Origin of the sequence: Blochmannia endosymbiont of Colobopsis nipponica (assembly GCF_014857065.1) — a bacterium.
Lineage (GTDB): Bacteria > Pseudomonadota > Gammaproteobacteria > Enterobacterales > Enterobacteriaceae > Blochmanniella.
Genome location: NZ_CP046533.1, coordinates 17,827 through 31,494 on the forward strand (window position 1 = coordinate 17,827; position 13,668 = coordinate 31,494).

The following is a 13,668-nucleotide window of genomic DNA, read 5'->3' on the forward strand; positions in this document are numbered from 1 at the left end:
TATTGAACCATTATTTAATTTTAAATATGTATTTATTCAGAATTTTAATAGTCAATTTAATCAAATTTTAGATACGGTTATAAATTGGTGGTAATCATTTGTTTTAGTAATTATTTAATTTAATTACAGTTTCAATTATGGCATGCAACTAATTTTAAGTAATAAATTTTTGTTTATAGTTATTCAAATTCGTTTTTGTAATTAAATACTAAAATAAAAGTATAAAATAGTGTTATTTTTAATTTTTATTTATAATAAAGGACTAAAGAAATAGAAGATTTTTTCAATAATGCGTTGCCAGTAAGGACGGTGGGGCCATTTTTGGCAATCAATAAGAATTGATTGCGATATATAATCTTTTTGTATTTTTGATAAAACAGCACCAAAATTAGCATCATCTATTGCTAAAGTAATTTCAAAATTTATCCATAAGCTACGAATATCTAAATTAACAGTACCTACTAAGCTTAATTGTTCATCTATTAAAATGCTTTTAGTATGTAATAGGCCTTCTTTAAATTGGTGTATAAAGACTCCTGCGTCTAATAATTCATCGAAAAATGATCTGCTAGCCCAATTTACCAGTATGGAATCATTGTTAAGAGGTATAATGAGATGGACTTTGATTCCTCTTTGGGCTGCTGCACAAATAGCATGTAAAAGATCATCATCAGGTACTAGATAGGGGGTTGTAATTACAATTTCTTTTTTAGCAGCATATAAAGAAGTAAGTAATGCTTGCTGAATCATTCCTTTCGGGAAACCAGGCCCTGAGGCAATAACTTGAATAGTATGTTTTGCAATATATTTTGATGAAAATGAATTTGTTTTTGATGGTAATGGGGGAAGGATATGTTCTCCTGTCTCTATTTTCCAATCATAAGAAAAAATAATTCCCATAACTGGAGTCACTGGGCCTTCTATACGTACCATTATATCAATCCATTGTCCTACATTTATACTTTTTTTTAAAAATAGTGGATCAATCATGTTCATACTTCCTATATATGATATATTATTATCAATTAGTATCATTTTTCTATGTTGTCTAAGATCCATGCGACGTAGAAAGATGCGCAATGGATTAACATGTAATGCTTCTACGATACGAATTCCAGCTGCTTCCATAATTTTTGGATATTGACTGCGAAAAAAATGGAGACTACCAGCAGAATCTAACATTAATCTGCAGCGTATTCCGCGTTTTGATGCTGCTATTAGTGCTAATATCACTTGGTTTACTAACCCTCCTGGTTGCCATATATAGAACACCATGTCTATGGTTTTTTGTGCTGATTTGATATCTTGTATTAATTTTATTAGAGTTTTATCCGTTTTATTAAATAATTTTATTTGTTTTCCTCTTAATCCTTTTATTCCTTGTCTATGTGTGCATAATTGAAATAAAGATTGTGATACTTCACTATAATCGTTGGAAAAAAGATATTTGTTATTTTTAAGTTTGTTAATCCAAGTTGCCGTTATAGGGGATATTATTTTACTTCTCTTTATGCGACGTTTTCCTATATTTAGTTCACCGAACAGTAAATAGATAGTAATACCAGCTATTGGTAAAATATAAATCATTAGTAACCATGATATAGCAGAGGTTACAGTACGACGTATCATTAATATTCTTAAAGCAATGCTAATTATTAATAGCCAGTAGCTAAATGATATGACCCAACTTATCATGTAACAAATTATCACTATGTTAATGTTGCGGTTTATTTCGGTGTATCATTTAATTTTTATTTAAGTAGAATGTTTTTAAATCATGTTTAATTATACTGTTTTTGCATATTTAATAGTATTTATTTTTTTATTATGTGTATTAGCATATTTAATATACTTTTAAAATTTAATATTGATGTTGAGTTTATTATGTATCGATATTAAATTTAGAAAATTAATACTTACTTGATTGTGAGATGGAAGCATTACAGGAAATACAGGATAGTAATTTAAGTAATTTTTAAATATTTATTTATAATTAATATGTTCTTTTATTATCTTATTGATATATTGATTATTTCATTTAATTTGCGAAGATGTTGAATAGTAAATTTTTTCTTCAAATTTATTGTATAAAAATTTTATTGAAAAGTTGAAATTAATTTTTATTGTAATTATTATGCTTGCTTATTTATTAGTCATTTAGTTATAAATTGAAATGTCATAATTCTAATTTATGATACGATAAGTTGATATTTGGGAATTATTGTGGGATTTGGAATTTAATAATTTTGGTTTTAAAATGTAATATTTTCTATCATTTATTAAGATATGTAGCAAGTTTCATTTTTTTTACAAATTGTGTTATATGTGTTATTAATTGAACTGAATTGTGTAGGTTTTGTTCGATGATTTTAATGATGGCTGACCCGGAAATGACACCTGAAATTTTTGGGTTTTGTAGTATTTTGCGTACTTGTTCTGGATGAGATATACCAAATCCTTGTAATATTGGTATGTCGTTTTGTTGTTTTTTTAATCTTTTTATTATTTCTGTTAAGGAAACAGAATTGGTATTTGTTATCCCAGTTACACCAGAACGTGACAGTAAATATATATAAGCCTGACTGAATTTGGATATTTTTTTTAACAAGTTTTCATTTGCGTTAGGAGGGCAAATAAAAACTTGTTTTATGTTATTTTTTATGGCTGCTTCATAAAACTCGGAGCTTTCTTCTAGAGGAAGATCAGCTATTAAAATTGAGTCTATTCCAACAGATATACAACGTGAATAAAATGTATTAATATTGTTTTTAAATACTAAATTTGCATATGTTAATATGCCGATAGGTATTTTAGGGTATTTTTGTCTAATTTTAGATACCAGGTTAAAGCATTCATTGAGTGTAATTCCTATCAAAAGAGTACGTTGCATAGATTTCTGTATTATAGGTCCATCTGCTAATGGATCAGAGAATGGAATACCTAATTCTAATGCATCAGCACCGGCTTCAATAATTGAGTTTATAATGTCCAAAAATAAATTAGGATTAGGGTCTCCTATAGTTAAAAATGGTACAAATGCTTTTTCATTACATTTCGATAGATTGCTAAACATTTTTTGGTATCTATTCATTTTATTTGTTCTTTCATTTTTAAAGCTTTATGCACAACATCCAAGTCTTTATCTCCTCGTCCAGATAAATTTACTATTAATATTTGTTTTTTTTTAGGTTGTTTAATTATTTTTTTTAAAGCATACGCAATAGCGTGAGAAGATTCTAGAGCAGGAATAATACCTTCTTGATGAGATAGTTGTTTGAATGCATCTAATGCTTCTTCATCTGAAATAGATACATACTTAGCTCGACCTATGCTATTTAGATAAACATGTTGAGGTCCTACTGCAGGAAAATCAAGACCAGCCGATATAGAACATGATTCTCTTATTTGTCCTTCTTTTGATTGTAATATAGATGATTTCATGCCAAAAAAAATACCAGGATGACCATAATTAATTGCTGCACTATGTTTGCCCGATTTTATATCTGTACCTCCAGCTTCCACTCCTATTAATTTAACTTTTAGTTCATCAAGAAAATTTGCAAATATGCCTATAGCATTAGATCCCCCTCCTACGCAAGCAATTATTGAATCTGGTAGTTTATTTTCATATTTTTTTATTTGTTTATATGCTTCACGCCCAATAATACTTTGAAATTCTCGTACAATGGTTGGAAAAGGATGTGGCCCTGCAGCAGTGCCTAATACATAATGAGCGTGTTCGTAATTGGTGGACCAATCTCGTAATGCTTCGTTGCAAGCATCTTTTAGGCTTCCTGATCCATTATGTACAGGGATCACCTGAGACCCCATTAGTTGCATACGAAAAACATTCATTTTTTGACGTTCCATATCTTTAATTCCCATATAAATACGGCATTTTAATTTTAAAAGTGACGCGACCATAGCACATGCTACTCCATGTTGTCCAGCTCCAGTTTCAGCTATAATTTCGGCCTTATTCATACGTTTTGTTAACAATCCTTGCCCTATAACTTGATTAATTTTGTGTGCACCGCCATGTAATAGATCTTCGCGTTTTAAATATAATTTAGTATTAGTTCCATTAGTTATATTGCGACATAAACTTAGAGGTGTTGGCCGTCCAGCATATTCAAATAAAAGATTATTAAATTCCTTTTGGAAGGTAGAATCTTGACTGATATTAATAAAAGCATCTTCTAGTTGTAGTAGAGCTGGGATGAGAATTTGAGGGACATACATTCCGCCAAATTGACCGAAATATGAATTTAGTTGTGTCATTTTATTATATTTTTAAAAAAGTTTTATTACTAAAAAATAAAAATTAAAACAATCTTATTATTTGAAATATTTTTCTTAATTTTTCATGATCTTTAATACCAGGTTTTAATTCTATTCCGGAATTTAAATCTAATCCTGCACATCCTAGATTAATAGCAGCGGTACAATTGTTTTCTTGTAATCCACCAGCTAGTATTACATTATTAAGTTTCATTTTATTTATTAGTTTCCAATCAAAAATTTTGCCGCTTCCTCCTGTACTGTCTAAAAGATAACGGCTAACTTTATTTAGCTTTTTTATTTTTATTGTTTGGTTCATGTTAAAAGCTTTCCATATTTGACAATATTTAGGTAATTTTCGATGCAACAAATTTATATAATTTTGATCTTCTTTCCCATGTAATTGAATTGCGTACAATTTTAAAATTGATGCTATTTTTATTATATTAAGTAAAAGGTCGTTACAAAAAACACCTACATATAATAATGGCGCAATCTTTGATTGCGTTATTGTTTTTGCAGTAAAAATATCTATATGACGTGGTGATTTATCTACAAAAATTAAACCTCCATATAAAGCTCCTGCCTTATAAGCAGCATTGGCGTCAATAATACGTGTTAATCCACATACTTTATTTTCTCCTAGCAATAATCTACGAGTGGCTATATCTAAGTTTGTTGCAGACATTAAAACACTTCCAATTAAAAATCCATTGACATATGGACTGAGTTTGCGTATTTGTAAATGATTTTTAATTCCTGATTCGCTTATAAGTATTACTCCATTCTTATTTTTTTGAGAAATATTAATAGTACGATTTAGGTCTATGGACATATCATGTAAATTACGGTTGTTAATACCTATTACTTTAGCTTTCAGTATTATTGCTCTTTCCCATTCTTCTTCATTTATCACTTCTGTTAGTATTCCCATGTTTAAATTATGAGCTATTTGCGCTAATTTTTTATAGTCATTATCATTTAGTATTGATAGCATTAGCAGTATTGCGTCAGCTTGGCATAATCTGGCAAAAAAAATTTGCCATGGAGAAACAATAAAATCTTTGCATAAAATAGGTTGCGTTACTATTTTACTTATTTTATCGAGAAAATTAAAATTTCCATGAAAATATTTTTCTTCCGTGAGAACTGAAATTACAGAAGCATATTTTTTATAAACTTTTGCAATTTTGTCGAGATTGAATTTTTTTTGTATGATACCTTTTGTAGGCGTGGCTTTCTTACATTCCAGGATAAATGTTGTATGAGGTTTTGAAAGAGCATGGTAAAAATTACGATTGGATAGCTCCAATTGTTTTGTTATTTTATTTAAAGGTCGTTTTTTTTCTTGTATTGCAACCCAACTTTTTCTATTTTCAACTATTTCTTTAAGTAGTGTATAATTACTCACAGTTTTTGTTCCTTTTTTCTGTTAGTAGCATTAAATGTTTATAAGCTGTTCCGTTGTGAATGTTATTAAGTGCTAAATCAACATTTTTATTTAAATTTTCATGTCCAAATAATTTTAATAACATAGCTACGTTAGCAGCTATTACTTTTTCGTGCGTATGGTTGCCTTTTCCTTGCAATAATCTAATTGCATTTAAATATTTATCTTGTTGTGAAGTTTTAGATATTTCACAAGGTTGTAATCCAAAATCTTTTGCTGTTAGTGTATATTCTTCAATTTTACTATCATTTAATTCTTTGACTTGTGTAGGAGCGTGTAGCATTACTTCATCTGTACCATTGCAATGTACTACTATAGCGCGACGATATTTTAATAATTTTAATGTTTTTATCATTATTTCCATAAGTTCTATTTTATAAACACCAATTAATGCTAATGGTGGTTTTGCAGGATTAATTAATGGACCTATCACATTAAATAATGTAGTGGTTTTTAATTTTTTACGTACAGAAAGTGTATTTTTAAAACTTTTATGATAGTAAGGAGCATGTAAAAAACAGATACCTAATTTATCTAAAGTTATTCTCGAAAACTCGGGAGACATATCTAATGGAATATTCAGTTGTTTAATAAGATCCGCTGATCCTATTTTCCCAGAAATACCATGATTACCATGTTTAGCTATTTTTGCTCCACAGGTTGCAGCAACAATTGCGCTAATAGTTGAGACATTTATTGTATTGTTGCAATCACCACCAGTACCAGTGATATCTGCAAATGCATAATTAGGTCGTGGAAATGGTTTGGCATTAGCTAATAGTACATCACTTGCTCCGGCTATTTCTTCAGATGATTCACCACGAACTTTTATGCCTATGAGTATCCCGGCTAATTGTATTGATGATATATTACCTTCAATGATATTTTCGAATAATTGTCTGCTCTCTTTAATATTAATGTATTTGCCTTGATATAATTTTTCTAAAATATTTTCTAACATACTTTTAGTTCCTTAATATATTTAATTAATAGCCCAGTTGATAGTTTGATTAAGTAATTTTTCTCCATGAGTAGTTAAAATAGATTCTGGATGAAACTGAAACCCGCATATTTTATTTTTATTATTTCGTACCGCCATTGTAATTTCGTCTAAATATGCGTTAATTATCAATTTAGTGGGTATTTTTATTCCAATTAATGAATGATATCTGGCAACTGTTAATGGATTAGGCATGTTCATAAACATGTCCAGGTTATCATGATATATGCGTGACGATTTTCCGTGTAAAATCTCCTTAGCTTGTTCTATACAACCTCCATAAAATTCTATAATAGCTTGATGTCCAAGACAAATTCCAATTATTGGTATTTTACCATGTAACTCTTTTAATAATTGTGGCATACATCCAGCATTTTTTGGTAAACCTGGTCCTGGAGAAAGGATTAATACAGGTTTATCTAATTTATGTAATGCTTCTATTATTATCCTTACTGGCAATTGATTAAGGTAGATTAATACTTTGTGTTTATTGATGCGTAATTGATCCACTAAGTTGTAAGCAAAAGAATCTAAATTGTTAAGTAATAAAATGTTAGCCATTAAGCAATTTCTCATTTTAAGAAGTACAAGTATGTGTTTTGATAATAGCGTTCAGAACAGAGAGTGCTTTATTTCTACTTTCTTCCGCTTCTTCTTGAGGAATAGAATCTAATACAATTCCAGCACCCGTTTGTACTGTTGCTATTCCATTTTCAATATATGCTGATCTAATAACAATGCAGGTATCTAAAGTTCCATTATCTGTTAAATAACCGATAGCTCCTCCGTAACTACCTCTTCTTTCTCCTTCTATTTCCGCTATAATCTGCATGGCTCTAACTTTTGGAGCGCCACTTAATGTACCCATGTTCATACAAGCGCGGTAAGCATGTAAAGCGTCTAAATTTGCATTTAATTTCCCCACAACCTTAGAAACTAAATGCATCACAAACGGATAACGATCTACTTTAATAAGGTCAGTGATATAACGACTGCCTGGTTCACATACTCTTGCTAAATCGTTACGTGCTAAATCTACTAACATTAAATGTTCTGCTAGTTCTTTATGATCCGAACGCATTTCACATTCAATACGATTGTCAAGGTCTATATTTAGTGTTCCATCATTGTTTCTGCCTCTTGGTCGTGTACCTGCTATAGGATATATTTCAATTTGTCGATTATCGGAATTATATTTTAAGGAACTTTCTGGTGATGCTCCAAATAATGTGAATATTTCATCTTGCATAAAAAACATGTAAGGACTAGGATTATTAATTTTTAACGTTTGATACGTTGCAAGTGGTGATGGACAAGGAAGAAAAAATTTACGAGACGGGACTGCTTGGAAAATTTCTCCTTCGCGTATCTTGTTTTGTACATTTTTTATTATCTCACTATATTCAGCATCGTTTTTATTATATTTGATTGTTAAATTGTTTCTCGATTTAGAAGGAATAGGTTTAAATTTTTTACAACAAAGTTGTTGTTTTAATTTTTTTATCCTTTGTTGAAGTCTGATCTTTTCGCAAGAATTATTTGTGAATAAACTGATTTGTATTTTAGATGTATTTTTTTGATGATCCATAATCAATAGTGTTTCAGCTAAATAAAAACAATAATCTGGACATCTTGGTCCTTTAGTTTGTATTGGTATAGGTTCAAAATACGATACTAAATCGTAAGAAAATAATCCTCCTAAGAATATAGTTTTGGCAGTGCTTATTGGTTGTTTGATTATTTTAGTTAATAGGCGTAAACAATCGAAAATGGATATTGATTTTAAATTAGTATCTTCATCCGTTATTGGCGTTATTGTCGGAAAAATTAATTTACGTCCATTTTTAAATGGATAAATTTTAACTTCTGTTGGCAACATCATATCTAATAGCAAGAGTAACGCTGCACCATTATTAGTTATTGCTTTTATTGTTACTATCGAGCCTGATGCGCTTATTCTTAAAGCAGTATCTATTATCATCATACTTTCTAAATTGCGTTTTTTGTTAATTTCTGAAGATTCCAATAGTAATGTTGATGTGCGTTGTCCGCACAATTGATGAAATATCATAGTAGGATCATCATGGTATTGAGCTGTTTCTTCTATTAGTTCTATATTGTGAAAGACGAATGTCATTATTTTTGTATCCTGATCTTTACTGTTTTATTTGATGCTTGCTATTGTGGGTGTTATTTGTATATTTATTTTATTATTGATTATTCAATTATTTGAGTGTTTTATTTTCATATAGTATTAGTAAACTAGTTAATATAAAAAATGTCAACGTTAATTACATACGTTAGGACAAATAGTTTTATGGTTTATTAATGCAAGCATTATGCAGAATGTATGTGATTTGTATGTATTTGGCATAACATAATTGATCTTTATTTTACCTTTGTTATAATCTATTAAATGACATGTTGGTGGTATAGTATCTAGCATTTAGCATTATTACGGTTGGAATATTTGTTGTTTTGCTATATTTGAGACAGTTAATGTTTAAGTAATATTTGGATCTGGAATTGTGTTTTTGAAATGCTAATTTTGACATTTTATTCCAGGATATGTTGTTAAGAAATCAAGGTATGTAAGGGATGTTGCACAATTATATATTTGTATAAATTAGAATTATGGGTTATTTTGTAATATCACAATCCATATAAGAATGATTAAATTCCCTGTTATTGCAGAGTCACTGGGTTAAGGCAAAAGTTATTGATAAATATTTAGGTAATGATTATCTTGTGAGATCATGTTTTAGTTATATTCGTGATCTATTAATTGATAATGGTAAGTGTAATGTCCTCTTTAATGACATAAGAAAAGTCGTAGATTATTTAGATGATCATGAATTTTTATTTAAGTATATAGTTGTGGATCCATATTCCGAATGTTGTAACTAAATATGAAATTTTACTTCATAAAGAAAAAAATTGTTACTGAATTAAAATTTTTATCTAAAATGATCAATCATATTTATTATGTTACTAATTTGGATCAGTGGAGGTGAAGTTATCGTTTGGTGTTTTACGTTCAGTAATTGATGAAAAGATGAAAAATTCAGTATGAGTAATTTCATGAAATTACTCATACTACTGTCATAAAAGGTTTGAATATCCTGGTACACTAAATATTGCTAAAATGCATGTCAACAGTTAAGGCGTTTTGTAAATGATTGAATATTAGGGTTTATGATCTCGTTATTCTTGTAGAAACAGATTGCAAGTAGATTGCCAGTTGGTCGTGCACAATTTGCGGTAATAAAGTTCATAGTAGAATGTAAAAAAAGATTAAAAATTTTGTATTAATGAAATATTGGAAATCATATGTTAATTTAGAAGTTTTCAGTAAAGATCAAATTAAATTTCAAGTTACTCATACAAATGATAACTTGTTGAAGTTTACTAATAATTTTTAAGTTTAAGAAATTCAAAAAATCCTTAATTGATTTATAATGTATAATTAAAGGGAAAATGATGGATTTATTTACCATAAATTTCCTGTGTCATTCGTTATCTCAATATTACAACAGATTATTAACCTTTATCTGGGATGTTCTGTAAGAGAGATCATGATATTATCTCAAAATTTATATGAAACTAGATTACAATTTATATGCTTGTTGATTTTGTCAATCTAAGTAAATCTGTTTTGTATATTGGATGTTTTTATATTACTAAAAATTATGGTAAGATATTTGTCTAATTTACTTAATCAATATATTAGTGAGCATGGTGTTCAAGAAGTTTATGAGGTTATTCGTTTTTTTAATGTATATATTTTATCAAAACATATACAAAGTTTAGGTATTAATGTAAGTAAATCATATCACTTGATTTGAAGTTAATTTATTGCCTGTTCAACGTAATTGTCTAAATGTATAGATACTAAGGTTACGGTAAGTGTAAATGAGTTTAATTATGTATCAGAATAAAATTAATTTGTTTTGATGGGTGGTTAAACCATGCTAAATCATCATTTTTAAAGATTATCAGCATGTTTTATTCAGTTTGACTGTTGGTTAATACTTAAGATTAAAAAATTTTTCTAGTCAATGTTTTACTCAACACCATTTTGTTATAAAGAAGCTTCTTTTTTGGTTAAAAACTACAAAAAAGAAATGTTGGTCGTTCTTTAACATATGCTACTGTTATTTCTATGATTTAGGAACATGGACACGTGCGTATTCATAATTTGTATTTTTATATGGAAAGAGGTGAGTAAAATTGTAATTGGTCAATTAGAGAAGAATTTATAAATTAATGAATTATAAATTTACTGCTAATATGTTAAATTTACCTGATTAGATTGCTAAAGAGCAATAAGAATGAAAAAGTATTAGATAGTTTTATTAATTTTGCCAAACAATTAAACATTGCTGAAAAATATTTAATGGTCAGAAATATACAATCTTCTAATTTTTTTTTAGTGATTATTATTTTTGCTGTGTATTATGTGGTTTTAAAATATTTATAAAAACAGCGCTTAATGGTATTTTATTGTTTAAGATATATATATCGACTCTATCAATAGAAAATGGTGTAAAATATAATTAATTTACTTTCTATAAGAAAGGCAGTTGTCTGTGTTGTTTGTTGCATTAAATATGATGTAACTGTGGAGGGTTATTTAATTAATTACGACAAGAATTATGTATTTGTGTTAATAGTTTATTATTTGGCACTTATATAATTAAAGTTAGTGAATTTTGTGTGTAATATTATAATATTTTTAAAAATGTGAAAGATGTAGTCACGATATGTATTTAAAATTTGGTTGATTTAGGAGATTTATGTTTTGTATCAATTAACAAATCTTATAGAAATATTCGTAATATTTTACCTCAAAGTGCAGTTATACATCCAGAAAGCAATATTAATTTCTTTTTCAGAACTTGCATGTAAAAATTTTCTACTTATTTTATTTTTTGTATAATGGTATATTTGGGATCTTTAGTTGTTAATACTTTTTCTAAATTTCGTGAGATTAGATTCTTTTTAATTGAATATTTATTTCTATTTCGTGATAAATTATCCCGAATTTACGTTATTTAGTAGATATTTTTATACAATATGCGTATATTGTCAAAGTTATATTAAAATTTTACCGTATAAAGAAACAGCAACAATCTTCTTCAAGATTGGATAATGGATTAAAATTTTTTTTGATTATTTTTATTAATGAACAGTGACAAATTAAAAAAATGATTTTCGAATAATGAGAACAACAGATATATGTGTTAAATATCAACTGTGAAATATAAATGATAATAATGTTAATTATAACTACTTTATTGGTTTAAATAGTTAAAATACTTACAATCAAGTATTACTTAAAATGGATGTTTTGTATATTGTTAAAATATTTTAGTTATAGTAAATTTTATTTTTGCGTTATTATCGTTGTTACCTATAAATTAAGAATAGGTATGTGTTTCGTCAGTGTTCTTAAAAATTTCTCAAAATGTTGCTTTGTACATTGGATTTGTATGTTATTTATTGTGTATTTACCATATTATTGTTGATTACTTTATATCCAATGGATGTGTTGTTGATTTTTGGTTTTGTAAATTTTTAGTTACAATTATACTTGAATTGTATATTTTACATTTTAAATTTATAATTTCAATTAATGTAATAATATAATGGTTTTACAGAAAATTTTATTTCTTAAATAAGATCTACTATTGAAAGTTGTATTCTCGTATTCGCAATTTTTTTATTATGTCATAAATATTAGTTATGTCTCAATTATAGTATATTATTTTAAATGCATAAATTTGTTAATTCTAGTAAGTTTAGACATCTTAATACAAAGGGAGCGTAATAAGTTGATTTATAATAATGTGTCGTTTGTAAAATTAAGAGATTTTTGTTTTTTATTATTTTAGTTTTGGATTTTTATTTATATATTATTTTTTAGAAATAGGGAATAAAAAATGACCCATTTTATGCGCTTTAGTATCTAGATAATTGGTATTTTTAGGATTTCGTCCAACAATTAATGGTACTCTTTCGCTAATGTTTATTTGAGATTGGCTAAGTATTTTGACTTTTTGAGGATTATTGGTTAAGAGACGTATTGTTTTAATATGTAATAATTCAAGTATATCGGCGCATAAGGTGAAATCGCGTTCATCTGCAGAGAATCCTAAATGTTGATTCGCTTCAACCGTATCAGCTCCATTATCTTGCAGTGCATAAGCTTTAATTTTATTTAATAATCCTATATTTCTACCTTCTTGTCTATGATATATAAGAATGCCGCGGCCTTCTTGTATTATATGATGTAATGCTGCTTCCAATTGAAAGCCGCAATCGCAACGTAAGCTAAATAATGCATCGCCAGTCAGACATTCAGAGTGTATTCTTGCTAGAACTGGGTTGGATCCAGCAACATTTCCGTATATTAATGCTACATGATTTTTTTCAGTTTTTTTTTCTTCAAATCCTACAATTAAAAAGTTCCCCCATCGAGTTGGTAATTTAGCTTCTACTATACGTTTTATTTGCATGTTTTCCCCACATTGTATACGTAAAATATATAAATTTTATATCTTATAACTAAAGGTATCATTTATAAGCAGCTTATTAAATATAGTATGCTACAATATTTGCATGAATTTCATTTTTATAAAGGTAAATTGAAAAATATTTTTTATTTTGTTTTAGTATGTGTTAATCTCTTGCTTGTTTTTTCTGTTTTGATGATTGTTGTTTAAGTAAAGAAATTGTAAGACGGTAATATGTGCTTAAGGTGTTGACCTGATTCTGATATATAATATTCTTATATATCGATGTAATAATCAGTTTGTTTATAGTCTGAATTAACGTTGTTAATCGATAAAGATTAAATGAAGATTTATTAATTATTTTAGACATTATCTATTACTTGATTGTTTTGTAATATTGTTTTGTTTCAGTCAGTTAATAT

10 protein-coding genes are annotated in these 13,668 nt (G+C 27.9%); 2 read left to right on the forward strand and 8 right to left on the reverse strand.

Annotated elements, in window-relative coordinates:
• Window positions 1-249 precede the first annotated feature (249 nt).
• The 7 genes from cls to GN160_RS00110 all read right to left on the reverse strand — a co-directional run bounded on the left by cls (window position 250) and on the right by GN160_RS00110 (window position 8,868).
• A complete protein-coding gene (gene cls / locus GN160_RS00080; protein ID WP_192380845.1) occupies window positions 250-1,695 on the reverse strand; it encodes a cardiolipin synthase in 1,446 nt (481 codons plus the stop codon).
• Window positions 1,696-2,272: 577 nt separating this feature from the next.
• Entirely contained in the window at window positions 2,273-3,091 is an 819-nt protein-coding gene (trpA, locus tag GN160_RS00085; protein WP_192380358.1) for a tryptophan synthase subunit alpha, read from the reverse strand.
• On the reverse strand, window positions 3,088-4,281 hold the full coding sequence (gene trpB, locus GN160_RS00090; RefSeq protein WP_192380359.1) for a tryptophan synthase subunit beta: 1,194 nt from the start codon (window positions 4,279-4,281) through the stop codon (window positions 3,088-3,090). The genes trpA and trpB overlap by 4 nt, the downstream gene beginning before the upstream one ends.
• A 43-nt stretch (window positions 4,282-4,324) precedes the next feature.
• Window positions 4,325-5,692 carry a bifunctional indole-3-glycerol-phosphate synthase TrpC/phosphoribosylanthranilate isomerase TrpF gene (gene trpCF, locus GN160_RS00095; RefSeq protein ID WP_192380361.1) on the reverse strand — a complete coding sequence of 456 codons (1,368 nt, stop codon included), beginning with the start codon at window positions 5,690-5,692 and terminating at the stop codon, window positions 4,325-4,327.
• The gene (gene trpD / locus GN160_RS00100; protein ID WP_192380363.1) at window positions 5,685-6,692 is read right to left on the reverse strand and encodes an anthranilate phosphoribosyltransferase; all 1,008 of its coding nucleotides are present in this window, start codon (window positions 6,690-6,692) and stop codon (window positions 5,685-5,687) included. The genes trpCF and trpD overlap by 8 nt, the downstream gene beginning before the upstream one ends.
• Window positions 6,693-6,713: 21 nt before the next feature.
• The gene (locus GN160_RS00105; RefSeq protein ID WP_192380365.1) at window positions 6,714-7,292 is read right to left on the reverse strand and encodes a glutamine amidotransferase-related protein; all 579 of its coding nucleotides are present in this window, start codon (window positions 7,290-7,292) and stop codon (window positions 6,714-6,716) included.
• Window positions 7,293-7,308: 16 nt separating this feature from the next.
• Window positions 7,309-8,868, reverse strand: coding sequence for an anthranilate synthase component 1 (locus GN160_RS00110; RefSeq protein WP_192380366.1), 1,560 nt, complete (start codon window positions 8,866-8,868; stop codon window positions 7,309-7,311).
• Window positions 8,869-9,419: 551 nt separating this feature from the next.
• Between GN160_RS00110 and GN160_RS00115 the strand changes: the two genes are divergently transcribed.
• Together GN160_RS00115 and GN160_RS00120 are read left to right on the forward strand one after the other, a co-directional pair.
• Window positions 9,420-9,638, forward strand: coding sequence for a hypothetical protein (locus tag GN160_RS00115; protein WP_192380368.1), 219 nt, complete (start codon window positions 9,420-9,422; stop codon window positions 9,636-9,638).
• 782 nt (window positions 9,639-10,420) lie between these two features.
• On the forward strand, window positions 10,421-10,576 hold the full coding sequence (locus GN160_RS00120; protein WP_192380370.1) for a hypothetical protein: 156 nt from the start codon (window positions 10,421-10,423) through the stop codon (window positions 10,574-10,576).
• A gap of 2,070 nt (window positions 10,577-12,646) precedes the next feature.
• Here GN160_RS00120 and ribA read toward each other — a convergent pair.
• The gene (ribA, locus tag GN160_RS00125; RefSeq protein WP_192380372.1) at window positions 12,647-13,249 is read right to left on the reverse strand and encodes a GTP cyclohydrolase II; all 603 of its coding nucleotides are present in this window, start codon (window positions 13,247-13,249) and stop codon (window positions 12,647-12,649) included.
• Window positions 13,250-13,668 lie beyond the last annotated feature (419 nt).